Source organism: Actinoplanes sp. NPDC024001 (genome assembly GCF_040638955.1).
Classification (GTDB): Bacteria; Actinomycetota; Actinomycetes; order Mycobacteriales; family Micromonosporaceae; genus Actinoplanes.
On record NZ_JBEZZB010000123.1, the window covers coordinates 1 to 26,637 of the forward strand.

The window sequence follows — 26,637 nt, forward strand, 5'->3', positions numbered from 1 at the left end:
GCCGTCGGCCGCCGCTTCCCAGCCCGCCGCCGCTCCGTCGGCCGCCGCGCCCGCGCCGGCGCCGCTCTCCGCGGACAACAAGCAGCTGCTCGCCGATGTGAAGAAGAAGATCGGCGACAAGACCTGGACCGCGGCCGAGAAGCTGACCGCCCCGGTCGACCTGTCCGCCGACCCGAAGGCCGGCCTGCCGTTCAAGGCGTTCTCCACGCTGAGCGGTCCCGAGGTCAACGTGCTTCCGGCGAAGATGCAGTTCAACGTCCCGACGATCAGCTGCGACCAGCTCAACAAGCGGCCCAACGGCGCGATCGACGACATCAACGCCGAGGTCGTCGCGTGCTACTCGGGCGCCAAGGTGATGCTGGACAAGGCCGAGGTGACCGGTGACGACATCGCCGGCGCCAGCCCGCAGATGGACCAGACGACCGGCCAGTGGGTCGTGTCGCTGGACTTCGAGAGCGCCGGTCAGACCAAGTGGACCGAGCTGACCCGCAAGGCGTACAACGCCACCAGCGCCGACGCCTGCTACACGGCGGCGACCCAGATCGGCGCGAGCCAGCACTGCGCCGTCGCGGTGGTCCTGGACAAGGACGTCATCTCCGCGCCGGAGATCCAGGGCGTGCTGAGCGGCCAGTCGCAGATCACCGGTGACTTCAACGCGGTCACCGCGAAGGACCTCGCCGACAAGCTGAAGTTCGGCGCGATCCCGGTCAACTTCGAGGCCGGCCCGATGCAGACGGTCTCCGCGACCCTCGGTATCCAGCAGCTCGAGGCGGGCCTGCTCGCCGCCGCGATCGGCATGGGCCTGGTGGCGATCTACGCGTTCTTCTACTACCGCCTGCTCGGCTCGGTGATCTTCCTGAGCCTGGCGCTCTCCGCGCTGCTCACCTTCGGTGCGCTGGTCTTCCTGGGCCGGACGATGGGCTTCACCCTGACCCTGGCCGGTATCGCCGGTTTCATCGTGTCGCTAGGTGTCGCGGCCGACTCGTTCGTCATCTACTTCGAGAGACTCAAGGACGAGATCCACGAGGGCCGGACACCGCGGAGCGCGGTGCCGCGGGCCTGGCACCGGGCCCGGCGGACGATCATCTCGGCCAACACGATCACGATTCTGTGTGCGGTGGTGCTGTACATCGTCTCGATCGGCGCGGTACAGGGCTTCGCCTTCGCGATGGGTCTGTCCGTGGTGCTCGACCTGCTCGTGGTCTTCCTCTTCCGTCACCCGATCATGACGATGTTCGCCAACACCAAGGCGTTCATGTCGCCGCGGGTCAGCGGCCTGGGCCGCGTCCTGCGCACCCAGTCCGAGGAGCCCGCCTCCTCGCGCGTGAAGGAGGCCTGACATGGCCCGTCCCGGTCTCGCCACTCGCCTGTACCAGGGCGAGGCGAATCTCAACATCGTCGGCCGCCGCAAGCTCTGGTTCACCATCGCGGCCGCGCTGCTGGCGGTCTCGATCGGCAGCTTCCTGATCCGGGGCTTCGAGCTCGGCATCGAGTTCGCCGGCGGCACCTCGTTCACCGTGCCGGCGTCCACCGCCCAGGGCGAGATCACCCAGGACGAGGCGCGCGACGCGGTCGAGCGTGCCGTGCAGAGCGTCGACCCGGACGCCGAGATCGGCGCGGCGCAGCAGGTCGGCAACGGCGACGACGCCAGCTACACGGTGCGGGCCCCGGCTCTCACCGCGGCGGAGGCCGAGGAGGTCAAGGCCGCCCTGGTCGAGGACCTCGGGGTCAGCGCCGACGAGGTGAGCGACAACCAGGTCTCGTCGGCCTGGGGTGACGCGGTCACCGAGAAGGCCATCCTCGGTCTGGTGATCTTCCTGGTGCTGGTGGTCGCCTACCTGATCGTCCGCTTCGAGTGGCGGATGGCGGTGGCGGCGCTCGCCTCGCTGCTCTTCGACCTGGTGATGACCGCCGGTGTCTATTCGCTGGTCGGGTTCGAGGTCACCCCGTCCACGGTGATCGGCTTCCTGACGATCCTGGGTTACTCGCTGTACGACGTGGTGGTCGTCTTCGACAAGGTCCAGGAGAACACCCGGGGCATCACGGCCGGCAGCACCCGGACCTACGCCGAGGCGACCAACCTGGCGGTCAACCAGACCCTGATGCGTTCGCTGAACACCGGTCTGGTGGCGCTGCTGCCGGTCGGTGGTCTGCTCTTCATCGGCGCCGGGTTCCTGGGCGCCGGCACGCTGAAGGACCTCGGCCTGGTGCTCTTCGTCGGCATGGGCTTCGGCGTCATCTCGTCGATCGTGTTCGCCGCGCCGGTGCTGAGCGCGCTGAAGGACCAGGAGCCGAAGATCAAGGCGCACAACGCCCGGGTCCTGGCCCGCCGGGCGCAGCGCTCCAGCGACGTCGCGCCGAAGGCCGAGCGTGCCCGTGCCGCCAACGCGACCGCCTCGGACGAGGTGTCCGTGCTGGCCGGCGGCAGCACGCCGCGTCCGGGCGCCCGCCCGGCCGCCAAGCGCAACACCACGAATCGTGGCGGCGGCGGGGCCGGCAACCGGCCCGGCGGCAAGCGCCGCTGACGTCTCACGCAACGGCCCGCCACCTCCTGGAGGTGGCGGGCCGTTGCCATGTCACTAGGCTGTCCGCCGTGACAAGCGAGAACAAGGCGACCGGGGACAGCGGGCCGGAGCTGGCGGCACTGGTCGCGAGCGGCACCGTGGACGTGCCCGACTTCCCCAAGCCGGGGATCCTCTTCAAGGACCTGATGCCGCTCTTCGGCGACGGCCCGACCTTCCGCAGGGTGGTCGACGGCATCGTGGCGCACCACGGCGCGGCCTCGTTCGACGTGGTGGCCGGCGTGGAGGCCCGCGGGTTCGTGGTGGCCGCCGCGATCGCGTACGCCACCGGGGTCGGCGTGGTGCCGGTGCGCAAGGCCGGCAAGCTGCCCCGTCCCGCCTTCTCCGCCTCCTACGACCTGGAGTACGGCCAGGCCACCCTGGAGGTGCACGAGGGCGCGTTCCTGGCCGGCCAGCGGGTGCTGGTGGTCGACGACGTGCTCGCCACCGGCGGGACCGCGGCGGCGACGATGGACCTGGTCGAGCAGGCCGGCGGCGTGGTCTCCGGCTTCTCGGTGCTGATGGAGCTGGGCTTCCTCAACGGCCGGGAGCGCCTCGGGTCGCGCAGTGTGCACGCTCTGTTGACCGTTTGATCCGCCTTCGATGATTTTCGCCCGGTCGAGCCTGCTCAATCGTAGGTTCGGCCGGGACACGCGCCCGGGCGGTGCGGGTAGGATGGGCGGTCCAAGGAACCCATCCCTGGGTGCGCATCACTTCAGCGACCGGCCGCGACCGGCGAGGTTCTTAAAAATAACCCTGGCGAAGGTGTGAGGAGGCCGGTGTCCAGCGACGTCGCCCCTCGGGCGGAGGGCACGGTGCAACCGACCCAGAACTCGCAGACCGGCTCGGGCGAGGCTACGCCCGGCGAACAGGTCCGCTCCGACGAGAAGTCCCACCCGCGTCCGGCGGTCCCCGTCGGAGACGTCGACTCGACCCAGCCGCTGTCTCCCGCTGACGAGCCGAGCGGGTTCGCCGGCCTGGCCAGTGCCCCGACCGGGCGCCGGGTCCGGGCCCGGCTCGCCCGGTTCAACGCGCCCTGGCAGAGCACGCAGGTCAGCGAGGTCCTCGAGCCGCTGATTGCGACCCACCGGGCCAGCCATCCCAAGGCGGACGCCCGCGCCCTGCAGAAGGCGTTCGACGTCGCCGCCCGCTGGCACTCGGGGCAGTACCGCAAGTCCGGCGACCCCTACATCACGCACCCGCTCGCGGTGGCGACGATCCTGGCCAACCTCGGGATGGACACCACCACGCTGGTGGCGGCGCTGCTGCACGACACCATCGAGGACACCGACTACTCGCTCGAGAACATGCGCAACGACTTCGGTGCCGAGGTGGCGCTGCTGGTCGACGGCGTGACCAAGCTCGACCGGGTGAAGCTGGGCGACGCGGCCAAGGCCGAGACGATCCGCAAGATGGTCGTGGCGATGGCCAAGGACCCCCGGGTCCTGGTGATCAAGCTGGCCGACCGGCTGCACAACATGCGCACCCTGACCTTCCTGCCCCGCGCCAAGCAGGAGCAGAAGGCCAAGGAGACGCTGGAGATCCTGGCCCCGCTGGCCCACCGGCTCGGTATGAACACGATCAAGTGGGAGCTGGAGGATCTGGCCTTCGGCACGCTCTTCCCCAAGCGGTTCGAGGAGATCAACCGCCTGATCGGTGAGCACCAGCCGCAGCGTGAGGCGCTGCTGCGCCAGGTGACCAACCGGGTCCAGCTCGATCTCAAGTCGGCGAAGATCAAGGCCGAGGTGACCGGCCGGCCCAAGCACCTCTACTCGATCTATCAGAAGATGATCGTGCGGGGCCGCGACTTCAACGACATCTACGACCTGGTCGGCGTCCGCATCCTGGTCGACACGGTCCGCGACTGCTATGCCGCGCTGGGCGTCATCCACGCGAACTGGCAGCCGGTGCCGGGCCGGTTCAAGGACTACATCGCGATGCCGAAATTCAACATGTACCAGTCGTTGCACACGACGGTCATCGGCCCGACCGGCAAGCCGGTCGAGATGCAGATCCGGACCTTCGCGATGCACCGCACCGCCGAGTTCGGCATCGCCGCGCACTGGAAGTACAAGGAGCAGAAGGGCGCGACGATCGTCGGCCCGCCGGCGCACATCGACGAGATGACCTGGCTGCGGCAGCTGCTCGACTGGCAGCGCGAGGCGAGCGACCCATCCGAGTTCCTGGACGCGCTGCGGTTCGACCTCTCCAGCCAGGAGGTCTACGTCTTCACGCCGAAGGGCGACGTCATCCCGTTGCCCACCGGCTCGACCCCGGTCGACTTCGCCTACGCGGTGCACACCGAGGTCGGGCACAAGTGCATCGGCGCGCGGGTCAACGGCAAGCTGGTGCCGCTGGAGTCGACGCTCTCCAACGGCGACGTGATCGAGATCTTCACGTCGAAGTCGAACACGGCCGGCCCGACGCAGGACTGGCTCGGCTTCGTGAAGAGCCCCCGGGCGCGGACGAAGATCCGGCAGTTCTTCAACAAGGAGCGCCGCGAGGAAGCGATCGAGGTCGGCAAGGACGCGATCGTCAAGGCGATGCGCAAGCAGGGCCTGCCGTTGCAGCGCATGCTGACCGGCGAGAACCTGACGACCATCGCCCGCGACCTGCACCTGGCCGACGTGGCCTCGCTCTACGCGGCGGTGGGGGAGAACGCGGTCTCCGCGCAGTCCGTGGTGTCGAAACTCGTCGCCGGCTTCGGCGGCGAGGAGGGCGCGGTCGAGGACATCGCCGAGACCGCCGTCGCGACCCGGCCGCCGCGCAACCGCAGCACCGCGCAGGACCCGGGTGTGGTGGTCAAGGGCGTCTCGGACGTCTGGGTGAAACTGGCCCGCTGCTGCACCCCGGTGCCGGGCGACGCGGTCTTCGGCTTCGTCACCCGCTCCGGCGGCGTGAGCGTGCACCGGGAGGACTGCGCCAACGCCCAGGACCTGCGGGAGCAGAGTGAACGGGTGGTCGAGGTCAGCTGGAAGCCGACGTCGGCGTCCACGTTCCTGGTGGCCATCCAGGTGGAGGCGCTCGACCGGCACAAGCTGCTCGCCGACGTCACCCGGGTGCTCTCCGAGGAGCGGGTGAACATCCTGTCCGCGACGGTCACCACGACGCGCGACCGGGTGGCGGTCAGCCGGTTCACCTTCGAGATGGCCGACCCGAAGCACCTGGGCCACCTGGTCGCCGCGGTGCGGAAGGTGGACGGGGTGTTCGACGCCTACCGGGTCACCTCGGGCGCCTGAAGCGCGACCCCGGGCATCAGCCCGGCGGTCGCGCTGCGGCCGTGAGCGGGCAGATGGCCGCGGCTGTGTCGTACGAATGCAGGAAAAAAGGGCGACCCCTGCCGGGGCCGCCCTTTTCTGCTTGCTCGCCTGCCTAGACGACCGTCATGGTCTTGATCAGCAGTTCCTTCTTGGGGTGACCGCCGCCGGCGGACGCCTTGAAGGCGCCGTCGTCGCCGGCCTTGACCACGGTCTGGACCACGTCGAGGCCCTTGGTGATCTTGCCGAGCAGCGTGTAGTTCGGCGGGAGCTGGGTGTCCTCGGCGACGATGAAGAACTGGCTGCCGGTGCTGCCGGGCTGGCCGGTGTTGGCCATCGCGATGGAGCCCGCGGGGTACGGCTTCGCGGTGTCGGTCGGCAGGTTCTCCTCGACCATCGTGTAGCTCGGGCCGCCGGTGCCGTCGCTCTCGCGGTAGCCCTTGCCGGTGGCGAACGGGTCACCGCACTGCAGGACCTTGAACGACGCCTCGTTGACCAGCCGGTGGCACTTGGTGTTGTCGAGGAACTTCTTCTCGGCCAGGTGCTTGTAGCTGGCGCCGGTGCACGGGGCCTTGGACAGGTCGATGCTCGCCTCGATGGCGCCGAGGTTGGTGTCGAAGGTCAGGGTGCTGGTGCCGACGTTGGGCACCGTGGTCGGCGGGAGGCCGACGTCCTTGACCTTGCCACCGGTCGCCTCGTCGGATGGGGTCCAGGTGCAGCTGACGGTGCCGGCCTGCGCGCCGGTGCTCGTCTTGTCGTCCTCGCGCATCATGGTGACGACCCAGAAGGCCGCGCCGGCGATGACGACCACCGCGAGTGCGGAGCCGATGATCGCCTGCTGACGGCGGCGCTTGCGCGCGGCCGCCGAGCGCTCGGCCATCTCCTTCTCGAGCCGGGCCCGCGCCGCCGCGCGCTGCCGGTCCTTGATCGACGACACGGTGTTCTCCCTGCTGCTGTCTTCGTCCATCACATAACTCACGACTGGGCGCTGGCCGACGGGGCCGCGGAGGCGGCCGCACCGACGGTCAGGGACTGGATGGTGATCTTCTCCTTGGGCTTGACCTTGTCGCCCGCGCTGTTCTCCACCGTCGGGATCTTGGAGATCGCGGTCAGCGTCTCGAGGCCGCTGGTGACCTGGCCGACGATCGAGTACTTCGGCTCGGCCGGCTTGAAGTCCTTGAAGAAGAGGAGGAACTGGCTGCTGTTCGACCCGGGCGGGTTGCCGATCATCGCGACCGTGCCCGCCGGGTAGAGGACGGTGTCGGCCGGGGCGGCGCTCGCGCTCGGTGCGGGCGCCGGGGCCGCCGGCACGTTCTCGTCGTAGAAGCTGTAGGTCGGGCCGCCGTTGCCGGTGCCGCTCGGGTCACCGCAGCGCAGCGCGCCCTCGGCGGTGATCTCGTGGCAGTCGGTGTTGTCGAAGAACGCCTTGCCCGCCAGGTAGGTGAAGCTCGCCGCGGCGCACGGGGCGCTGGCGACGTCGAGGCTGGCGACGATCGGCGCGCCCCGGTTGGTGGTGACCGTCATGGTCTCCGTGCCGGTCTCCGGCAGGTCCTTGGTGGGCGGTGTGCCGACCTCCTTGAGGTCGGTGTTGGCCGTCGCGTTCTGCGGGGTCCAGAGACAGACGTCACCCGCCGTGGTCTCGGTGGGCTCGTCGCTGTCGAAGGCGCCGCCGATCCAGGCGCCACCGGCGATCACCAGCACCAGCGCGGTCGCGGTGCCGACACCGGCCCAGATCCGGCGACGACGGCGCTCACGCTCGGCACGGCGGGCCAACTGCCGATCGAATTTCGCCCGCGCGAGCTTGCGCTGCCGGTCCCTGCTGGAAGCCACCGAACGCTGTCCTTCCCTACCTGAATCAAAAGGAACGCCTGTGCCTGTCAAGGGGTGCGGCACGCCACACGCCCGCAAGAGTGTACGGGTACCTCCTGAGAAAGTGGTGTGCGGAGGTCCGGCTAGGCTCGTTACGATTCGGACCCATCTGAAGAGAGGTCGTCACCGTGCTCGTCACCGGCTTTCCGGCCGAGGCCTTCGGCACCAACTGCTATGTGGTGGCCGCCGGTCCGGGCGAGCAGTGCCTGATCGTCGATCCCGGCATCGGTGTGCTCGACCAACTCGACGAGGTGCTGGCGGAACACCGCCTCTCACCGGCCGCGGTGCTGCTCACCCACGGCCACCTGGATCACACCTTCTCCGTCGCGCCGGTCTGCGGCGCGCGCGGCATCACGGCCTACGTGCACCCGGCGGATCGGGAGATGCTCGCCGATCCGGCCAAGGGGCTCAGCGCCGACCTCACCCAGCTCTTCGGCGGCCGGTTGCAGTACTCCGAGCCGGACGACGTGGCCGAGCTGACCGACGGCGCGGTGCTGTCGATCGCCGGCCTCGAGGTGACGGTCGACCACGCGCCAGGCCATACCGGCGGGTCGGTGCTGTTCCGCCTGCCGGGCGCATCGTCGGAGGACGTCTGTTTCTCCGGTGACGTGCTCTTCGCGGGGTCCATCGGGCGCACCGACCTGCCGGGCGGCGACACGGCGACGATGATGACCAGCCTGCGGGACAAGATCCTGCCGCTGGCCGACGAGACCGTCGTGCTGCCCGGCCACGGACCGGCCACCACCATCGGCCGTGAGCGCGCGTCCAACCCGTACCTGCGGGAGCTGATCGCCGCGCCCGGCCGCGGTTTCTGACTCTGGAGAGATAGTGCCCATTTCCGGTTTCCCTGAATGGCTGCCGCCGCAGCGCATGATCGAGCAGTTCGTGCTCGACAAGATCCGATCCACCTTCGAGCTCTACGGGTTCGCCCCGCTGGAGACCCGCGCCGTCGAGCCGGTCGAGACCCTGCTGTCGAAAGGGGAGACCTCCAAGGAGGTCTACCTGCTGCGCCGGCTGCAGGAGGACGACCTGTCCAAGCGGGAGGACCAGCTCGGCCTGCACTTCGACCTGACCGTCCCGTTCGCACGGTTCGTCGTGGAGAACCACGGCAAGCTGCAGTTCCCGTTCCGCCGCTACCAGATCCAGAAGGTGTGGCGCGGTGAGCGGCCGCAGGAGGGCCGTTACCGCGAGTTCCTGCAGGCCGACATCGACGTGGTCAACCGGGACACCCTGCCGTTCCACTTCGACACCGAGATGCCGCTGGTGATCGGTGACGTGTTCCGGTCGCTGCCGATCCCGCCGGCGGTCATCCAGGTCAACAACCGCAAGGTCTGCGAGGGCTTCTACCGCGGCCTGGGCCTCTCCGACACGGCCCAGGTTTTGCGTACGGTCGACAAGCTCGACAAGATCGGCCCGGACAAGGTGACGGCTCTGCTGGCGGAGACCGTGGGCGCCACCGACGCGCAGGCCACGGCGTGCCTGAGACTGGCCGAGATCTCCGGCTCCGACGCCTCGGTGGTGGACCGGGTGCGCGCGCTCGGCGTGACCGATCCGCTGCTCGACGAGGGCCTGGCGGAGCTGCTCCAGGTCGTCGAGACCGCCGAGGAGCACGCGCCCGGCCTGGTGCGCGCCGAGCTGAAGATCGCGCGCGGGCTGGACTACTACACCGGCACGGTCTACGAGACCCAGCTGCGCGGCTACGAGCGGTTCGGCTCGGTCTGCTCCGGCGGCCGTTACGAGACGCTCGCCTCGGTCGGCAACACCCGCTTCCCGGGCGTGGGCATCTCGATCGGTGTCTCGCGGCTGCTCGGCATCCTCTTCGGGCAGGACGCGCTGGGCGTCTCCCGGTCGGTGCCGACCTGTGTCGTGGTGGCCGTGCCCACCGAGGAGAAGCGGGCCGACTGCGAGCGGATCGCGTCCGCGCTGCGCCGGCGGGGCATCCCCACCGAGGTGGCGCCGACCGCGGCGAAGTTCGGCAAGCAGATCCAGTTCGCCGACCGGCGCGGGATTCCCTATGTCTGGTTCCCCGGCGAGCCGGACACGGTGAAGGACATCCGCTCCGGGGAGCAGGTGGAGGCCTCCGCCGCGGAGTGGGCGCCGCCGGCCGCCGATCTGTATCCGGTGGTATCGGCGAACTGACGCCGCGTGATCGTGGTCCAGCGGTTACCTTGACGGCATGCCGCTGGACCAGACCACGCTGCTGATCGAACTGGAACCGGTCGTGGCCACCAACCTCGACCGGCACCTTTTGCTGGCCAAGGAGTGGTTCCCGCACGAGTACGTGCCGTGGAGCTCCGGGCGTACCTTCGACGGCGTCCTGGACGGTGAGCCGTGGCGTCCGGACGACTCGGACCTGCCGGATGTGGCACGGACCGCGCTTATCGTCAATCTGCTCACCGAGGACAATCTGCCGTCGTACCACCACGAGATCGCGACGCTCTTCGGCCGGGACGGGGCGTGGGGCACCTGGGTGCACCGCTGGACCGCCGAGGAGGGCCGGCACGGCATCGCCATCCGTGACTACCTGACCGTGACCCGGGGCGTCGACCCGGTGGCGCTGGAGCGGGCCCGGATGACCCACATGGAGTCCGGTTACACCAACGCCCACTCCGACGAGGTCCTGCACTCGGTGGCGTACGTGGCCTTTCAGGAACTCGCCACCCGCATCTCGCACCGCAACACCGGCAAGGCCACCGGCGACCCGATCGCCGAGCAGCTGCTCGCCCGGGTGGCCGCCGACGAGAACCTGCACATGGTCTTCTACCGCAACCTGCTCGCCGCGGCCTTCGACCTGGCGCCGAACGAGGCGATGCGTGCGGTCACCGACGTCGCGGCCGGTTTCCAGATGCCCGGCGCCACCATCGAGGGCTTCGGGCGCAAGGCGCTGTCGATCGCCCTGGCCGGGATCTACGACTTGCGCCAGCACCGCGACGAGGTGCTGGCGCCGGTGCTGCGGCAGTGGAACGTCTGGGACCGCACCGACCTCGGCCCCGAGGGGGAGCGGGCCCGCGAGGAGCTGGACGCGCACATGACCGACCTGGAGACGCAGGCCGCCCGCTTCGAGGAGAAGCGCGAGGCCCGCAAGGTCAGGGAAGCTCGAAAATGAGGCAGCTGGACGTGGCGTGGGCGAGCAGGCGGCCGGCGGCGTCGGTGAGGCGGGCCTCGGCCAGGGCGGTGCGTCGCCCGCGCTGCAGGACCGCGCCGGTGCAGGTGAGCCGTCCGGACGCGACGGTGACCGCGCGCAGGAACTTCACGTTGAGGTCCATGCTGGTGTAACCGACGCCGGCCGGCAGGGTGCTGTGCACCGAGCAGGCGGCGGCCGTGTCGAGCAGCGTGGAGATCACGCCGCCGTGCACGGTGCCGAGCGGGTTGTAGTGGAACTCCTGCGGCTCCAGCTCGAGGGTGACGCTGCCCTCCTCGGCCCGCATGCCGGCCGCGCCGATCAGGTGCATGATCGGCGGCGGCGGCAGCTCGCCGGTGGACATCGCCTGCAGCAGCTCCAGACCGCTGCGCCGGCCGAGCAGCGCGGCGTGCTCGGTCGGGTCGCTCCAGCTGAAGGTGCGGGTGCGGGCCGGAGCGGGAGCATCCTGAGTCTGCGTCATGGACGCAGGCTGTCACGGGCTTGCTGCGTCTGTCAACGAGACCTAGCCTTCACGGCATGGTCGGAAACGTCACACCCCCGGACGCCCTGAACTGGTCCGTCGACAACTGCACGATCAGCCGGGCGATGGCGATCCTCGGGGAGAAGTGGACGATCGTGGTCCTGCGCGAGGTGTTCAGCGGGATCCGGCGCTTCGACGACATGCGGGTGCGGACCGGCATCCCGCGCCAGGTGCTGACCAACCGGCTGGCCGCGCTGGTCGAGCACGGGGTGCTGCGCCGCCAGCCCTACCAGGAGCCCGGCGCCCGGGTGCGCCACGAGTACCGGCTCACCGAGAAGGGCTTCGACCTCTATCCGGTGCTGATCGCTGTCGCCGAGTGGGGCAACCGGTACCTCGCCGATCCCGAGGGCCCGCCGATCGAGTACGCCCACCGCGACTGCGACGCCGAGGTGCGGGTCGAGATGCACTGTGCGCAGGGGCACACGATCACCGACAAACGGGCCGTGGCGCCCCGGCCCGGCCCGGGTACCAGGAGGCGGTGATCGACTCCTGGGCGCCGCTGCGCCGGCCGGTGTTCCGGATGCTCTGGCTGGCCGTGCTGGCCGGCAACGTCGGCACGTGGATGCAGACCGTCGGCGCCCAGTGGCAGGTGGTGCACGAGCCGAACGCGGCGACCTGGGTCAGCCTGGTGCAGGCCGTCACCACGCTCCCGGTGCTGCTGTTCGCCCTGCCGTCCGGGGCGCTGGCGGACACCCTCGACCGCAGGCGGCTGCTGCTCGGCGTACAGATCGGGCTCTTCGGTGTGGGCGCGGCCCTGGCCGCGCTGACCGCGCTGGACCGGATGCCGCCCGCGCTGTTGCTGGTCTTCACCTTCCTGCTGGGCGCCGGGCAGGCGCTGACGCTGCCGTCCTGGCAGGCGCTGATTCCCGAGGTGGTGCCGCACGACGAGCTGCCCGCCGCCTCCGCGCTCGGCGCGGTGAATACCAACCTGGCGCGTTCGGCCGGGCCGGCCGTGGGCGGGCTGCTGGTGGCGCACGCGGGCCCGGCTGCGGTGTTCGCGCTCAACGCGCTCTCCTTCGCGGTGTTCGCGCTGGTCCTGCTGCTGTGGCGGCGGCCGCCGCGCACCCCCACCGCTCACCCTGAGCACTTCGGATCGGCGCTGCGTGCCGGCGGCCGGTTTGTCCGCTACTCCCCGGTGATCCGCCGGATCCTGGGCCGGGTGCTGCTGTTCGTGCTGCCCGGCAGCGCGATCTGGGGCCTGCTGCCGGTGATCGCCCGCGAGGAGCTCGGCCTCGGCGCCAGCGGTTACGGCGTGCTGCTGGCCGCGCTCGGTGTGGGCGCGATCATCGGCGCGCTGCTGATGCCCCGGGCCCGGGTCCTGTTCAGCACCGATCAGATGATCGCCGGGACCGGTCTGGTCTACGGCGCGGCGCTGCTGGTGATCGCGTTGGTGCCGCACCCGGTCGCGGTCACGTCCGTGCTCGTCGGGGCGGGACTGGCCTGGATGATGCTGGTCTCGCGGATGAACGCGGCGCTGCAGCTGCTGCTGCCGAACTGGGTGCGGGCCCGGGCGCTCGCCATCTATCAGCTCTTCTTCGCCGGCGGGCAGGCGGTCGGCGCGCTGCTGTGGGGTCAGGTCGCCGAGGCCTTCGGCCTCACCGAGACCTTCGGCACCGCCGCGGCGGTGATGCTGGCGGGCGCCTTGAGCGTACGGCTGCTGCCCGTCCACACCCACGAGGAGCGGGACCAGAGCCCGGCCGTCTTCTGGGCCGAACCGCACCTGATGCTCCAGCCGCACCTCGACGACGGCCCGATCCTGGTCTCCGCCCGCTACCGGGTGCCCGCGGAGAACGCCGAGGTCTTCGCCGCCGGGATGCACGAGCTGCGCTGGTCGCGGCAGCGCACCGGGGCGACCCAGTGGGGACTGTTCCGGGACGGCGCCGACCCGGCGGTCTTCGTCGAGGTCTACCTGGTGCCGACCTGGGAGGAGCACCTGCGCCAGCACGAGGGACGGCTGACCGGCGAGGACGAGCGGGCCGAGGAGAAGCTGGTCGCCCTCGCCGAGGGCCCGCCGACGGTCACCCACCTGCTGCCCGACAACTCCGATTAGCCAGATGTTTCGGTTTTGTTCCGAATATCCTCAGGAGTAGCCCGTTCGGGTTCCACGAGGAGGAACGATGGAGGGCCGGCTACTGATCATGGGCGGGGCCGCCGGGCCGGCCCTGCTCCTGCGGTTCGTCGAGTTGGCCGGCGCCGCCGCGGCCCGGATCGTGGTGATCGCGACGGCCAGCGAGTCGCCGGAGACCGCCGAGGCCGCGTACGTCGAGAAGTTCTCCGCCCTCGGCGCCGGCACGGTGCACGCGCTGCGTCTCTCCAGCCGGACCGAGGCGAACGCGCCCGAGGCCGAAGCGGAACTGCGTGCCGCCACCGGCGTCTTCTTCACCGGGGGAGACCAGGAGCGCATCACCCGGGTGATCGGCGGAACCCGGGTCGACACCCTGCTGCACACCCTCGTCGAAAGCGGGACGGTGCTGCTCGGCGGCACCAGTGCGGGCGCCGCCATGATGTCCGGCACCATGATCACCGGCGGCGAGGGCACCGGAGTGGCCGCGCGGTGCGTCACCACCGAACCGGGCCTGGAATTCCTGCCCTGTGTGCTGATCGACCAGCACTTCGCCGAGCGTGGCCGGCTGAACCGCCTGCTCAGCGCGGTCGCCCGCTATCCGCACGAGCTGGGCGTCGGGATCGACGAGGACACCGCGATCCTCACCGACGGCGACCGGTTCGAGGTGCTGGGCAGCGGCGCGGTCACCGTCGTCGACGCCGGATGCGCCACCGACATCGACGTGCCGCCGGCCGGGCCGATCGCGCTGACCGGGGCGCGCGTCCACGTGCTGCCGGCCGGATACACCTTCCATCTCACGGGCCGTCAACCGGCCGCAGAACGGGGACGAGCCGCATGAAGATCGAAACGCTGCGCCGCCTGCGTGGCCCCAACGTCTACCTGTCCCGCCCGGCGGTGGTCGCCCGGCTGCGCCTGGAGGAGCTGACCGGGCAGGAGACCTGCGACGTCACGGGCTTCACCGAGCGTCTGCTGCGGGCGCTGCCGGGGCTCGCCGAGCACCACTGCGCGGCCGGCGCGCCGGGCGGGTTCGTCAGCCGGCTGCGCAACGGGACCTATTTCGGGCACGTCACCGAGCACGTCTGCCTGGAGCTCTCCCAGCTGATCGGCCGGGACGTCAGCTTCGGCCGGACCGTCTCGGCCGGCGAGCCCGGCGTGTACGACGTGATCATCGAGTGCCCGGTGGACGAGTCGCCGGAGTCCGGCGTACCGGGCGAGCTGCTGGAGACCGCGATCAGCCTGGTCCTCGAGGTGCACGCGGGCACCACCGGCCCGTCCGCCGGCGCGCTGGGCGAGCGGCTCTCCGGCCTGGCGGCGCTCGCCGAGCGCGAGGCCACCGGGCCCAGCACCCGGTCGATCATCGCGGCCGCCCGCCGCCGCGGCATCCCGGTGGAACGTTTCGACGACCTCAGCCTGGTCCGGCTCGGCTGGGGCGTCCGGCGGCGGCTGGCCTGGGCCGCGATGACCGACCGCACCAGCGGCGTCGGCGTCGACATCGCCGGCGACAAGCACGTCACCCGCCGCCTGCTCGGCGAGGCGGGCATCCCGGTCGCACCCGGCGGCGCGGCGCGCGGCCCCGGCGAGGCGGTACGCCTGCTGGCCGCCCTCGGCGCCCCGGTGGTGGTGAAACCCCGGCACGGCCACCACGGCCGCCACGTGGCGCTGAACCTGAACACCCCGGCCGACGTGGAGCGGGCCTGCACCGAGGCGGGCGGCGACGTGGTGGTCGAACGGCAGCTCGGCGGCCGCGACTACCGGATCCTCGTGGTCGCCGGCGAGGTGGTGGCCGCCGCCGAGCGGATCGCCGCGCACGTGACCGGCGACGGCCGGTCCACCGTCCGGGAACTCGTCGACCAGGTCAACGCGGACCCGCGCCGGGGCCCCGGCCACTCCCGGATGCTCACCCGGATCGAGCTGGACGAGCGGCTGCTGAGCGCCCGCGGGCTCACCGCGCAGAGCGTGCCCGCGGCCGGCGCGATCGTGTGGCTGCGCCAGAACGCCAACCTCTCCACCGGCGGCACCAGCCGGGACGTCACCGACCAGGTCCATCCCGACGTGACCCGGCTCTGCCAGCGGGTCGCCGCGCTGGTCGGCCTGGACATCGCCGGCATCGACCTGCGGCTGCCGGACATCGCCGCGCCGGTGCCGCCGGCCGGTGAGCCGGACGAGGTCACGGCCGGGGTGATCGAGGTGAACGCGGTGCCCGGGCTGCGGATGCACCTCGCCCCGGTGCACGGCCGGCCCCGGGACGTCGGCGACGCGATCGTGCGGGCGATGTTCCCGGCCGGCTCGGACGGGCGGATCCCCACCGTGGCGGTCACCGGGACCAACGGCAAGACCACGGTCACCCGGCTCACCGCTCATCTGCTCGGCGGCAGCGGCACCCGGGTCGGCGCGACCAGCACCGACGGCGTCACCATCGACGGCCGTACCGTGCACGTGTCCGACGCGACCGGGCCCCGCTCGGCGCAGATGGTGCTCGGCGACCCGCAGGTGGAGGTGGCCGTGCTGGAGACCGCGCGCGGCGGGCTGGTGCGCCGCGGACTGGGCTACGACTGGTCCGACGTCGGGGTGGTCACCAACATCACGGCGGACCACCTCGGCCAGGACGGCCTCGACTCGATCGAGGACCTGGCGCACGTCAAGGCCGTGGTCGCCGAGCGGGTCCGGGACGGCGGGACGCTGGTCCTCAACGCCGACGACCCCTGGGTGCGCAGCCTCGCCGACCGGCCCCGGGTCCGGGCCGACCGCAAGCGCATCGTCTGGTTCGGCCTGGACGCCGGCCACCCGGTGATCACCGAGCATCTGGCGCGCGGGGCCACGGCGTACGTGCTGCACGACGGCTGGCTGGTCCAGGCGACCGGGGCGCGGCGCACCCCGCTGGTGCGGCTGGCCGAGGTGCCCGGCGCGTACGGCGGCGCCGCCCTGCACGTGGCGGCGAACACCCTCGCGGCGATCGCGGCCGCCCGTGCCCTCGGAGCCCGGCCCGAGACGCTGGTGGACCGGCTCGCCGAGTTCGACCCGGCCACCGAGAACCCGGGGCGGGGCACCCTGTTCCGTCACGGGGAGGTCTCGATTTATCTCGATTACGCCCACAACCCGGCGGCTCTCGCGGCTACTCTGCGTACTCTTCACCGGCTCTGGGGCGCCGAACGCTGCGTAGCGGCGGTCACGTTGCCGGGGGACCGGCGTGACGATCTGCTGGCCGCCTCGGCCCAGGTGGTCGCCGACGGGGTGACCCGCGCGGTGCTCTACGAGGACTGCGATCCGCGAGGCCGGGCGCCGGGCGAGGTCTCGGCGCTGGTCGAGCGGGAGATGCGGGCCCGGCGGCCGCAGCTGAGCGCGGTCCGCGCGGACGGCTACCGGGACGCGGTCACCCGGGCCCTGCGGCTCGCCGGTCCGGGCGACGTGCTGCTGGTGATCTACGAGAAGTGGGCGCCGATGCGGGCTCTGCTGGCCGAGCTGGGCGCGGTGCCGGCCGGCGGGGCGCCGATCGTGCCCGCCACCGCGCTGCCGCGGGAGCCGGCTCCCGGCTCACGCCGTCGCCGGATGCGCCCGGGCGAACTGACATTGACAGATCATGGACACTCTTGATCTCGCTCAGTAGCGAGTTGTTGACCGATCGTGAACTGGGCCGGAGGAGGGACCCCCGCAAGGTTGAAGGCGCAAGTTCCGACGAATCGGGCCATCCCCCCACGCTGTCGTGGCGCTCTGTGTGCGAGCTGTGTCGGAAAGCCCTTCCCGCCACGGTGAGGTACGCCGCAGGGGCACGTTACAAATCCCCACTGACCGTAACTAGTCCCTGGTAGATCCCGCTCTCCCGGGTCGAACTGGTGACCGATAGGGACTAACATCCTCGCCGTCGATGGGGGATGCTCGGGGTCCGGTGGTGGGCCCGACTCGCCCGGCGTCGAGCGGCATGGCGGTGCAGCCCGGCGTTTTCCTCGAAGCGCGCATGTGGGGGCACATGAGCACGACGGACCTGCCCGGTTCGGGACTGCTCGCTGGTCGGTACAGACTGGTCGAGCGTCTCGGCGCCGGCGGGATGTCAGTGGTTTGGCGAGGGTTCGACGAGGTGCTGGGGCGCCAGGTCGCCGTGAAGGTCCTGCCGCCCTCGACGAGTGCCGATCCTTCCTTCCGGCGCAGACTTCGTGCGGAGGCGCAGGCCGCGGCGCGGCTCACCCACCCGCACATCACCAACGTCTACGACTACGGCGAGGCGACCACCGTCGACGGTGAGCCGGTGCCCTATGTCGTGATGGAGCTGGTCGACGGCGAGTCGCTGGCCGCGGTGCTGGCCCGGGTCCGGGTGCTGCCGTGGCCCACCGCCGTGCGGATCAGCGCCGAGGTCGCGGCCGCGCTCGCCGCGGCGCACGCGCGGGGCATCGTGCACCGCGACGTCACCCCGGCCAACGTCATGCTCACCCCGGCCGGCGCCAAGGTCGTCGACTTCGGCATCTCCGCGCTGATCGGGGAGAACGACACCGACGACGACGGCCAGCTGCTCGGCACCCCGGCCTATCTGGCGCCGGAGCGGCTGGAGGGCGGCCAGGTCAGCCCGGCCACCGACGTCTACGCGGTGGGCCTGCTGGTCTACCGGATGCTGATCGGCCAGCTGCCGTGGGACGTGGGCACCACCACCGCGCTGCTGCGCGCCCATCAGTACACCGAGCCCGACCCGCTGCCGCCGGTCGAGGGGCTGCCGCCCGCGGTGGACGCGCTGATCGGCCGCTGCCTGGAGAAACGCCCGTCGGACCGGCCGTCCAGCGCCGAGATGGCGCACGTGCTGGCCGGTGTCTCGGCCTCGGCCCCGCTGATCACCTCCGGCTTCGACGCCGACTGGGAGGACGGCGAGGACACGTTCATCCTGCCCTCGGGTTATCCCTACACGGGGTTCGGCCCGGCGGCCGCCGAGCTCGGCACGGTGAGCTCGGAGGGCCCGACCGATCCGGACGCCGGTGTTCCGGCCGCCTCAGCGGCTGCCACGGAGCCCGCGGCGGCTGCGGGCGAGGCGGGCAAGCATGAGCAGCTGCCGGCTTCCGTAGCGGCCGCGTACCCGCCTTTGCGGCCCGGTGCGGGCAACCCGTCCGCCGGGTCACCCCCCGGCCCGCCGCCGGGCGCCAGCCGCACCCAGGTGCGGATCCGGCGCGTCGTCGTGGTGGCCGGCACGGTCGCCCTGCTCAGCGGCCTCACCTGGGGGTGGACCGCGATCGGGCAGCCCTCGGACGACAAGGCGGCCAAGGCGGTGACCGTGCCGCAGCCCAGCGTCGTCCCGCCGGCCGGCGAGTGCGTGGTCAGCTACGCGGTCTGGTCCGACGCGAACGGGCGGTTCAAGGCCCAGGTGACGCTCGCCAACCGGGCCGACAGGGCGGTCGAGGACTGGGACCTGTGGTTCCTGCTCCCCGGCGACCAGGTCGTCTCCGGCAACGGCAAGGTCGCCCTCGACCAGCACGACCGGGCGGTCAAGGTGACCTCGGCGGCCTCGCTGGACTCGCAGCAGACCACCACCATGCAGATCACCGGCCGCTATCGGGAGAGCAACGCGGCGCCGATGGTCTTCAAGCTCAACGGCGAGACCTGCGAGACCTATGTGTCGAGCGAGCCCGGTGAGCCGTCCCGGCCGGTCGAGCACCTCTCCGACGGTCAGGTGCGACTCGGCGACGCCGGCGACACCCCGTCGTCGGACGTCTCGATCGGGCCCAGCGGCGACGTGGTGATCCGGCCCAGCCGGTCGCCCAGCAAGCCGTCGAACCCCCGCCCGCCGAGCCGCCCGGCGCCCGGCACCAGCACCAGCCCGGCCACCTCGCCGTCGCCGTCGAAGAGCGCGACGTCGCAGGTGCCGCCGCCGCCACCCCCGCCGGACTCGCAGGGCCCGTCGCGCAACCCCGAGCCGGACCCGGAGCCGAGCAAGACCACCATCTCGGCGCCCCCGGAGCCGGGCCAGTCGGTGGACGGCTGCGATCCGGCGGACTGCACGACGACCGAGGAGTGAGCCGGCCGAAATTTGCCGGATAGCAGGTTTAAAAAAGGTTCATGGGCACAACGCGGCGATCGGGTCGGAGACCGGTGAAAACCACAGGCCGGACCACCGATCGCCGCGTTACGGTGAGGTTGAGACCGACAGGCGCCCGCGCTGCACGCGTTCGCCCGGCGTGGCTGCTGGCTGGTGCGCCGCCCACGAGGATGATGGGCGAGGACCCACACGCCGATCGCCGTCGGTGAGATCTCACGACAACTATCAGCAGGTCGTCGACATCGGGGAGTTCGACATGATCAGCACAATCAGGGATCTGGCTGCCGAGGCACTCTTCGTCTCGTGCTTACAGCCGTCTGAGTGTCCCACCCGCGAGTCGGTGGAGCAGGCGATCACCACGATGATCCTGCATCACGGCAGCGACGGGTGCGCGGCCGGCGTCGCCACCGAGTTCGGCGACCACCCGGATGCCGCCGTGCGGCGGATGGCCTGGGTGCACACTGAGCTGGCCGAGGTCCTGGCGCCGCGGACGCCGGTCCTGCACTGACCGCCTCGGCCCGGCCCCGGTGGCCGGGCTGCCCGGGGTCCGCACTGGTCCCTATGGGCCTGAGGCTTTTCGTGAAAAAACTCCACAAAAGCAACCGAGTTCGGGCTCCGCTGCACCCTACGGCGGCCACTGTTCTTCTCGTCAGCCGGTTTCACCAGCCGGTTCGTATGAGCGAGGAGGACTACGTGACCACCACGACCGAACTCCCCGCCACCATCGGCACCGCCCACGACGCGCCCTCGGCGCGCGACATCGAGGACCTGATCCGCGAAAACATGCCGATGGTTGGCCATCTGGTCCGGGAATTGCTCAACCGGGTACCCGGCCATGTCCACGCAGATGACCTCTCGTCAGCCGGGTTCGCGGCCCTGCTCGGCGCCGCCCGTTCTTTCGACGTGACCCGTGGCATCCCGTTCCATCGTTTCGCCGCGGTGCGGATCCGCGGCGCTCTGCTGGACGAGCTCCGTGGCCAGGACTGGGCCAGCCGGTCCGTCCGGGCCCGTGCCCGGCGCGCGGCCGCGGCCCGGCAGGAGCTCATCGCCGCGCTCGGCCGGACGCCGAGCGACGCCGAGGTGGCCGAGGTGCTCGGGATCGGGGTCTCCGAGCTGGCCAGCGTCGAGGACGACGTGCAGAAGGCTTCCCTGCTCAGTCTCCAGGGTTTCCCCACCGGCGCGGCCGAGGAGATGGTGCCGGAGACGTCCGAGGGGCCGGAGGATCTGCTGCTGAAGCGGGAACGACTGGGTTACCTGCACCAGGCCGTCCAGGCGCTGCCCGAGCGGCTGCGCCAGGTCGTGGAGGAGTCGTTCCTGCAGGAGCAGCCGCTCAGCGAGGTGGCGGCACGGCTCGGGGTCACCGAGTCGCGGATCTCCCAGCTGCGGACGGAGGCTCTCCGGCTGCTGCGGGAGGGTCTGAACAGTTCGCTCGCGCCGGAACTCCTCACCGTCGCGGCGGGCGGTCCGCGGACCCGCAAGGGGTGCCTGCAACGGCGGCGGTCGGAGTATTTCGCGAAGGTCGCGCAGCAGGGGAGCCTGCACACCAGGCTCGCGCTGACCGACAGTCACGGAGTGCCGATCGCGGTCGCGGCCTGAGTGGCCCGAGGTTCACGGAGGGCGGCCACCGGCCGCCCTCCGCGCATGATCAGCACCACGCCCAGCGCGACGATCCAGAGCCCCCAGGCCGTGCTCCCGATCAGGCCGGCCGGCTCCCACACCGGGAAGCCGGGCGCCGCTGTCGCCAGCACGTCACCCTGGTTGAGCAGGTAGAGCGCCGAGGCGGCCAGCCCGGTCCCGCCGAGCCACCGGGGCAGGGCGGGGGACCGGAGCGCGACCACGGCGACCGTCGCCGACCACACCACCGCGAGCACCTGGCCCAGATGTTCGCCCAGCAGCGCCCCGCCGAACTGGTGCTGCGCCGTCCAGGCCGCCTCGACCGCGGCTCGGGTCACCTCGTCACCGCCGGCCCAGGACGACGCCAGCGCGGGCACGACGAACACCCAGCGCAGGAAGCCGATCAGCGAGAGCAGTGCCGAGGCCGCGCCGATCGCCGCGGCCGCCCGCAGCACCGGGTCCGGCCCGCGGCCCAGAGCCGCGGCCAGCAGCAGCACCGGCACCGCGAGCAGCCCATAGGTCCAGGCGACCGCGAACCAGGTCCCGACCAGCCCGGCGCCGCCGCCGTGGACGGCGGCGAGCACCACGGGAGCCGGCTCGCGCAGGATGTCCGGCCAGTCGAAGGTCGCCGAGAGCACGCCGGCGGCGGCCGTGAAGGCCGCGGTCGCGGCCACGAAGAGCCAGCCCGTCACTCTTTGCAGATTCATCTCAACCCATTTCTGTACGGCGTGCAGAGTTCCGTTCGCTGCTGATGCTGTACGGTGTGCAGAGATAAGTCAAGGGAGTTGGCATGACCCAGCCGAGACGGCGTCCCGGCCCGAAACGTGCGCTCAGCGAGAGCGACGTGCTGGACGCCGCCCTGACGCTGATGGACTCCGGCGGCCCGGACGCGGCCTCGATCCGGCGCATCGCGGGGGAGCTGGGCGTGTCACCGAATGCCGTTTACACGTACTTCCCGGACAAGGCGGCGATTGAGCAGGCGCTGGTCGAGCGGCTTCTCGGCGAGCTGAACCGGGCGGCGCCGGCCGGCGGCGACTGGCGTGCCGACCTGGAGGCGCTCGCCGTGGACCTGCGCCGGCGGCTCACCGCCCATCCCGGCGCGGTGCCCCTGCTGCTCGGCGGGGCGATGAACGGGCCGCAGGCGCTGCACCTCGGCGAGCGCCTGCTCGACGTGCTGACCCGGGCCGGGCTTCCGGCGGAGCGGGCGGCGCGCGCGTCGTACCTGGTCATGGTCTATGTGCTCGGCGCGATCGCGCTGGAGGTAGCCGATGTCCCGCAGGCCGGCGCCCTCGCGCCGGAGGCGGACCGGATCGCCGCCCGGCGGGCGGCGATGACGCGGGTCCCGCCGGAGGCCTATCCGCGGACCGCCGCCGCGGCCGAGGTGATGTCGACCTGGGTCGGCACCGAGCAGTATCTGTGGGGCCTGCGCCGGGTCCTGGACGGGCTCACGCCGGGACCGGACTGAGCGGCCGCCGGCAGAGCGGGTCCAGGGCGGCGCGCACCTCACGGATGTCGTCGCCCACCGCGGTGGCCAGCCACCCCGGCCCCGCCAGCGGCATGACCGCGGCCCGCCCACCCGCGGCGGCGGTCGCGTGTGAGCTCGGGGCGCTGTGCGCGCCTGAAGTCGGCACGCTGGGTGGCGCAGCGGTCGCGTGTGAACTCGGGCCGCTGTGCGCGCCTGAAGTCGGCACGCTGGGTGGCGCAGCGGTCGCGTGTGAACTCAGGCCGCCGTGCGCGCCTGAAGTCGGCACGCTGGATGGCGCAGCGGTCGCGTGTGATCGTGGGGCGCTCAGCGGGCCCGAAGTCCGCACGCTGGACGGGTGGTCGGGGCCGGCGGCGACGAGCGTGCCGATGGCTCGGGCGCCGCCGAGGACGGCGGCGCCGTCCCACCCCGGCGCGCGGGGACCGACCGCCAGCTCGTGGCGGTACAGCGTTGTCCCGGCATATCGGATGAGCGTGTCCGCCCGCACGTCGCCGGGCTCCTCGCCGTGCCGCCCGCAGACCAGATCGTCGCGCCACAGCAGCGACCCGCCCGCCTCGACCGCGACCCGGGTGACCGCGACATGATCACAACCGGACGCCGCGATCAGTGGCTCCGGCAGCCAGCGCAGCGTGCCGCCGGCCGCGACCGACGCGGTGACGGTCAGCCGGGAGGCCGGCGCCGGCCGTCCGGGCAGCGCCAGCGACGCCGCCACGCTGAGCATCTCCAGCCGGGCGCCCGGACCCACCTCGATGTCCAGCCGCAGCTCGTCACCACGCAGCGGCCCGGCCGCCCCACCCACCAGATGCACGGTCACCCCGGTGTCCCGGACCGGGCCGGTGCGGCGCAGCAGCAACGGCGACTCGCCGTGCAGCACGGCCAGTCGCGTGCCGCCGCGCCCGTCCGCCTCGGCGACGATGTGCGCTCGGGCCCGCATCGCTCAGGCGCCGGCGGGCGTGACCCGCGCCGCGACCAGGCCGCGGATCCAGTTCGCCACCGGGGTCGCCGACCTGTCCTCGGCCAGCGACAGGAACACCGTGGGCAGCTCGCCGCGCCGTGCCGTTGCGTCCCGGTCCATCACCGACAGGTCCGCCCCGACCAGCGGCGCCAGATCCGTCTTGTTGATCACCAGCAGGTCCGCGGTGGTCACCCCCGGCCCGCCCTTGCGCGGCACCTTGTCGCCACCGGCCACGTCCACCACGAAGATCTGCTGATCGATCAGCCCTTTGCTGAAGGTCGCGGTCAGGTTGTCCCCGCCGCTCTCCACCAGCACCAGGTCCAGCGGTCCCAGCGCCGCCTCCAGGTCCTCGACCGCGTCCAGGTTCGCCGAGATGTCGTCGCGAATGGCCGTGTGCGGACAGCAGCCGGTCTCCACCGCCCGGATCCGCTCGGCCGGCAGCACCCCGTTGCGCAGCAGGAAGTCGGCGTCCTCAGTGGTGTAGATGTCATTGGTCACGACGGCCAGCCGCAACTCTTCACCGAGCGCCCGGCACAGCGCCGCGACCAACGCCGTCTTGCCGGACCCCACCGGCCCGCCGATCCCGACGCGCAGCGCCCGCGGCCCGGCGTGCAACGGGTCGTGCGGGTCGACGCCCGGCTCGGGGTGGGTGTGCGGAACCTCATCGGGGCCGTGTTCGTGCGGTTGCGATTCAGGATGCAAAGAGACGCACCTCCCAGGTGGCGTGATGCTCGGCGCCGATGTCGAGCAGGGGAGCGCCCGCGGCCGGCAGTTCGTCGACCGGGTCGCCGGACCGGCCCGCGGCCACGGCCGCTGTCCGGTCACATTCAGGGGCGAGCCGCGCCAGGAGCGCGTGCACCGCGTACGGATCGAGACCGAGAAGCCGGACCGCCGCACTGGCCGAGCCGGTGATGGTGCCGTGCGCCGCCGCAACCGCGGCCTCGACGGGCGACAGCCCGGCAGCCGCCGCGAGGGCACCCAATGCCACCGGCTGGTGCGGCTCGCGGCCGATGTCGGCGACCGGCCACATCGCGCGCCCGGCCCGCAGCAGCGCACGCCCCTGCGCCCGCGACGCCTTCCGCAGTGCCGGCGACGGCGTCCGCGCATCGAGGCCGGCGTCGAGTTCCGTCGAGCGGGCCACGTTCGCGCAGGCCGCGGCGCTGAAGGCGGCGGCGACCAGACCGTTGGTGGCGAGGCGGCCGCGGAGGAAACCGTCCAGGCCGGTGATGTCGCGCACCCGCCCGGCGGCGATCTGCGGTTCGAGGCCGCCGGAGTGCGCGTGGCCGCCGGACGGCAGCCGGCCGTCGGCCAGCAGCAGCAGGGTGGCCAGGCTCATCGCGCGCCGCCTCGCCCGTCCGGTGGTCTGGTGAAGGCCGCCCACAACGGGCTGCGGCGACGGTGGGGTGGCATGGTCAGAACAGGAAGTAGCGCTGGGCCATGGGCAGCTCGGTCACCGGCTCCGGCTCGACGACCTCGCCGTCGATCCGTACCTCGAAGGTGTCGGCCTTGACCTCGATGCGCGGCATCGCGTCGTTGAGCGGCATGTCGGCTTTGCCGACAGCCCGCGTGTCGCCCACCGGGACCAGCGCCCGCTTGACCCCGATCCGATCGCTGAGCAGCGCGTCGATGGCCGCCGGCGCGACGAACGCCACCGAGGTCTGCGCCGGCACCACCCCGTAGGACCCGAACATCGGCCGCGGCAGCATCGGCTGCGGCGTCGGGATCGAGGCGTTGGCGTCACCCATCTGCGCGTACGCGATCATGCCGCCCTTGAGGACGAGCGCCGGCCGTACCCCGAAGAAGGCCGGATCCCAGAGGACCAGGTCGGCGAGCTTGCCCGGCTCGACCGACCCGATCTGCTCGGCCATGCCGTGCGCGACCGCCGGGCAGATCGTGTATTTCGCGACGTAGCGCTTGGCGCGGTTGTTGTCCGCGGCGCCGTCGCCCGGCGCCGCGCCGCGGCGCGCCTTCATCACGTGCGCGGTCTGCCAGGTACGGGTGATCACCTCACCGACCCGTCCCATGGCCTGCGAGTCGGAGCCGATCATCGAGATGGCGCCGAGGTCGTGCAGCACGTCCTCGGCGGCCATGGTGGACGGCCGGATCCGGCTCTCGGCGAACGCCAGGTCCTCCGGCACGGCCGCGTTCAGGTGGTGGCAGACCATCAGCATGTCGAGGTGCTCGCTGAGGGTGTTCCGGGTGTAGGGCCGGGTCGGGTTGGTCGACGACGGCAGCACGTTCGGGTGGGACGCGACGGTGATGATGTCCGGCGCGTGGCCGCCGCCCGCCCCTTCGGTGTGATAGGCGTGGATGGACCGCCCGGCGATCGCCCGCAGCGTCTCCTCGACGAAGCCGGCCTCGTTCAGCGTGTCGGTGTGGATCGCCACCTGCACCCCGGACGCGTCGGCCACACGCAGGCAGGCGTCGATGGCGGCCGGTGTCGTGCCCCAGTCCTCGTGCAACTTGAAGCCGCCGGCGCCGCCGCGCAGCTGTTCCCACATCGACTCGGCGGACATGGTGTTGCCCTTGCCGAGCAGCAGCACGTTGATCGGCCAGGTGTCGATGGACTCCAGCATCCGGGCCAGGTGCCACGCGTTCGGCGTGACCGTGGTGGCCTTGGTGCCCTCGGCCGGCCCGGTGCCGCCGCCGATGATCGTGGTGATGCCGGACGCGAGCGCGGTGTCCAGGATGGTCGGGCTGATCAGGTGCACGTGGCTGTCGATCGCGCCGGCCGTGAGGATCTTGCCGTTGCCCGCGATGATCTCGGTGCCGGCGCCGATCACCAGGCCGGGGTGCACGCCGTCCATGGTGTCCGGGTTGCCGGCCTTGCCGATCGCCACGATCCGCCCGTCGCGGATCCCGACATCGGCCTTGACGACGCCCCAGTGGTCGAGGACGATCACGCCGGTGATCACGGTGTCCGGGGTGCCCTCGGCGCGGGTGGCGCGGGACTGGCCCATCGACTCGCGGATCACCTTGCCGCCGCCGAAGACGACCTCGTCGCCGGGACGCGGCCCGGCGCTGCGGTCCTCCTCGATCTCGATCAGCAGGTTGGTGTCGGCGAGCCGGACCCGGTCGCCGGCGGTCGGTCCGTAGAGGGCGGCATACCTGCCGCGGTCCAGCGTGGTCATGCCGGTCCTCCGCTTCGCTCCGTACCGTCA

At 71.7% G+C, this 26,637-nt stretch carries 23 protein-coding genes; 15 read left to right on the forward strand and 8 right to left on the reverse strand.

The features are described 5' to 3' along the window. From secD to AB0F81_RS35845, 4 genes are all read left to right on the forward strand, one after another. A partial coding sequence (gene secD / locus AB0F81_RS35830; RefSeq protein WP_360204595.1) for a protein translocase subunit SecD occupies nucleotides 1-1,339 on the forward strand: 1,339 nt, incomplete at its 5' end. Between the two features lies 1 nt (nucleotide 1,340). Beyond that, on the forward strand, nucleotides 1,341-2,525 hold the full coding sequence (secF, locus tag AB0F81_RS35835) for a protein translocase subunit SecF (protein ID WP_360204598.1): 1,185 nt from the start codon (nucleotides 1,341-1,343) through the stop codon (nucleotides 2,523-2,525). A 68-nt stretch (nucleotides 2,526-2,593) separates the two neighbouring features. After that, complete coding sequence (locus AB0F81_RS35840; protein ID WP_360204601.1) at nucleotides 2,594-3,154, forward strand: adenine phosphoribosyltransferase; 561 nt, start codon at nucleotides 2,594-2,596, stop codon at nucleotides 3,152-3,154. A 186-nt stretch (nucleotides 3,155-3,340) separates the two neighbouring features. Then, a complete protein-coding gene (locus tag AB0F81_RS35845; RefSeq protein WP_360204604.1) occupies nucleotides 3,341-5,800 on the forward strand; it encodes a bifunctional (p)ppGpp synthetase/guanosine-3',5'-bis(diphosphate) 3'-pyrophosphohydrolase in 2,460 nt (819 codons plus the stop codon). Nucleotides 5,801-5,933: 133 nt separating this feature from the next. Here AB0F81_RS35845 and AB0F81_RS35850 read toward each other — a convergent pair whose 3' ends face one another. Together AB0F81_RS35850 and AB0F81_RS35855 are read right to left on the reverse strand one after the other, a co-directional pair. Next, nucleotides 5,934-6,755, reverse strand: a complete 822-nt coding sequence (locus tag AB0F81_RS35850) for a peptidylprolyl isomerase (protein ID WP_360204607.1) — start codon at nucleotides 6,753-6,755, stop codon at nucleotides 5,934-5,936. A 38-nt stretch (nucleotides 6,756-6,793) separates the two neighbouring features. Beyond that, nucleotides 6,794-7,648 carry a peptidylprolyl isomerase gene (locus AB0F81_RS35855; protein WP_360204610.1) on the reverse strand — a complete coding sequence of 285 codons (855 nt, stop codon included), beginning with the start codon at nucleotides 7,646-7,648 and terminating at the stop codon, nucleotides 6,794-6,796. Nucleotides 7,649-7,815: 167 nt separating this feature from the next. Here AB0F81_RS35855 and AB0F81_RS35860 point away from each other — a divergent pair, with 167 nt between their 5' ends. From AB0F81_RS35860 to AB0F81_RS35870, 3 genes are read left to right on the forward strand one after another with little or no spacing between them, the layout of a single operon-like run. Beyond that, entirely contained in the window at nucleotides 7,816-8,502 is a 687-nt protein-coding gene (locus tag AB0F81_RS35860) for an MBL fold metallo-hydrolase (protein ID WP_360204613.1), read from the forward strand. A 13-nt stretch (nucleotides 8,503-8,515) separates the two neighbouring features. Further along, a complete protein-coding gene (gene hisS, locus AB0F81_RS35865; protein ID WP_360204616.1) occupies nucleotides 8,516-9,826 on the forward strand; it encodes a histidine--tRNA ligase in 1,311 nt (436 codons plus the stop codon). A 37-nt stretch (nucleotides 9,827-9,863) separates the two neighbouring features. Continuing rightward, on the forward strand, nucleotides 9,864-10,793 hold the full coding sequence (locus AB0F81_RS35870) for an acyl-ACP desaturase (RefSeq protein ID WP_360204619.1): 930 nt from the start codon (nucleotides 9,864-9,866) through the stop codon (nucleotides 10,791-10,793). On the opposite strand, the gene AB0F81_RS35875 is transcribed toward AB0F81_RS35870, so the two are convergent. Then, on the reverse strand, nucleotides 10,774-11,289 hold the full coding sequence (locus tag AB0F81_RS35875) for a PaaI family thioesterase (RefSeq protein WP_360204621.1): 516 nt from the start codon (nucleotides 11,287-11,289) through the stop codon (nucleotides 10,774-10,776). The genes AB0F81_RS35870 and AB0F81_RS35875 overlap by 20 nt on opposite strands. A gap of 56 nt (nucleotides 11,290-11,345) precedes the next feature. On the opposite strand from AB0F81_RS35875, the gene AB0F81_RS35880 reads away from it, so the two are divergent. The 7 genes from AB0F81_RS35880 to AB0F81_RS35910 all read left to right on the forward strand — a co-directional run bounded on the left by AB0F81_RS35880 (nucleotide 11,346) and on the right by AB0F81_RS35910 (nucleotide 21,020). Next, complete coding sequence (locus tag AB0F81_RS35880; protein WP_360204624.1) at nucleotides 11,346-11,831, forward strand: helix-turn-helix domain-containing protein; 486 nt, start codon at nucleotides 11,346-11,348, stop codon at nucleotides 11,829-11,831. Then, complete coding sequence (locus AB0F81_RS35885) at nucleotides 11,828-13,399, forward strand: MFS transporter (protein WP_360204627.1); 1,572 nt, start codon at nucleotides 11,828-11,830, stop codon at nucleotides 13,397-13,399. The genes AB0F81_RS35880 and AB0F81_RS35885 overlap by 4 nt, the downstream gene beginning before the upstream one ends. A gap of 67 nt (nucleotides 13,400-13,466) precedes the next feature. Continuing rightward, entirely contained in the window at nucleotides 13,467-14,252 is a 786-nt protein-coding gene (locus tag AB0F81_RS35890; protein ID WP_360204630.1) for a cyanophycinase, read from the forward strand. Then, nucleotides 14,249-17,005, forward strand: a complete 2,757-nt coding sequence (gene cphA, locus AB0F81_RS35895) for a cyanophycin synthetase (RefSeq protein WP_360204633.1) — start codon at nucleotides 14,249-14,251, stop codon at nucleotides 17,003-17,005. The genes AB0F81_RS35890 and cphA overlap by 4 nt, the downstream gene beginning before the upstream one ends. Nucleotides 17,006-17,378: 373 nt before the next feature. Then, nucleotides 17,379-19,403 (forward strand): protein kinase, encoded by a 2,025-nt coding sequence (locus tag AB0F81_RS35900; RefSeq protein ID WP_360204636.1) that lies wholly within the window; start codon nucleotides 17,379-17,381, stop codon nucleotides 19,401-19,403. A gap of 226 nt (nucleotides 19,404-19,629) precedes the next feature. Then, entirely contained in the window at nucleotides 19,630-19,932 is a 303-nt protein-coding gene (locus AB0F81_RS35905) for a hypothetical protein (protein WP_360204639.1), read from the forward strand. Between the two features lie 185 nt (nucleotides 19,933-20,117). Next, nucleotides 20,118-21,020, forward strand: a complete 903-nt coding sequence (locus AB0F81_RS35910) for a sigma-70 family RNA polymerase sigma factor (RefSeq protein WP_360204641.1) — start codon at nucleotides 20,118-20,120, stop codon at nucleotides 21,018-21,020. Here the strand turns inward: AB0F81_RS35910 and AB0F81_RS35915 are convergent. Beyond that, nucleotides 20,990-21,745 carry a DUF4386 domain-containing protein gene (locus tag AB0F81_RS35915; protein ID WP_360204644.1) on the reverse strand — a complete coding sequence of 252 codons (756 nt, stop codon included), beginning with the start codon at nucleotides 21,743-21,745 and terminating at the stop codon, nucleotides 20,990-20,992. The two genes, AB0F81_RS35910 and AB0F81_RS35915, sit on opposite strands and share 31 nt — an antisense overlap. A gap of 83 nt (nucleotides 21,746-21,828) precedes the next feature. Between AB0F81_RS35915 and AB0F81_RS35920 the strand changes: the two genes are divergently transcribed. Beyond that, the gene (locus tag AB0F81_RS35920) at nucleotides 21,829-22,503 is read left to right on the forward strand and encodes a TetR/AcrR family transcriptional regulator (RefSeq protein WP_360204646.1); all 675 of its coding nucleotides are present in this window, start codon (nucleotides 21,829-21,831) and stop codon (nucleotides 22,501-22,503) included. Here AB0F81_RS35920 and AB0F81_RS35925 read toward each other — a convergent pair. The 4 genes from AB0F81_RS35925 to AB0F81_RS35940 all read right to left on the reverse strand — a co-directional run bounded on the left by AB0F81_RS35925 (nucleotide 22,484) and on the right by AB0F81_RS35940 (nucleotide 26,607). Further along, nucleotides 22,484-23,455, reverse strand: a complete 972-nt coding sequence (locus tag AB0F81_RS35925) for an urease accessory protein UreD (RefSeq protein ID WP_360204649.1) — start codon at nucleotides 23,453-23,455, stop codon at nucleotides 22,484-22,486. The two genes, AB0F81_RS35920 and AB0F81_RS35925, sit on opposite strands and share 20 nt — an antisense overlap. 3 nt (nucleotides 23,456-23,458) lie before the next feature. Next, the gene (ureG, locus tag AB0F81_RS35930) at nucleotides 23,459-24,178 is read right to left on the reverse strand and encodes an urease accessory protein UreG (protein WP_360204651.1); all 720 of its coding nucleotides are present in this window, start codon (nucleotides 24,176-24,178) and stop codon (nucleotides 23,459-23,461) included. Next, the gene (locus AB0F81_RS35935; protein WP_360204653.1) at nucleotides 24,168-24,812 is read right to left on the reverse strand and encodes an urease accessory UreF family protein; all 645 of its coding nucleotides are present in this window, start codon (nucleotides 24,810-24,812) and stop codon (nucleotides 24,168-24,170) included. Before AB0F81_RS35935 ends, ureG begins: the two co-directional genes overlap by 11 nt. 76 nt (nucleotides 24,813-24,888) lie before the next feature. Continuing rightward, nucleotides 24,889-26,607, reverse strand: coding sequence for an urease subunit alpha (locus tag AB0F81_RS35940; protein WP_360204655.1), 1,719 nt, complete (start codon nucleotides 26,605-26,607; stop codon nucleotides 24,889-24,891). Nucleotides 26,608-26,637 lie beyond the last annotated feature (30 nt).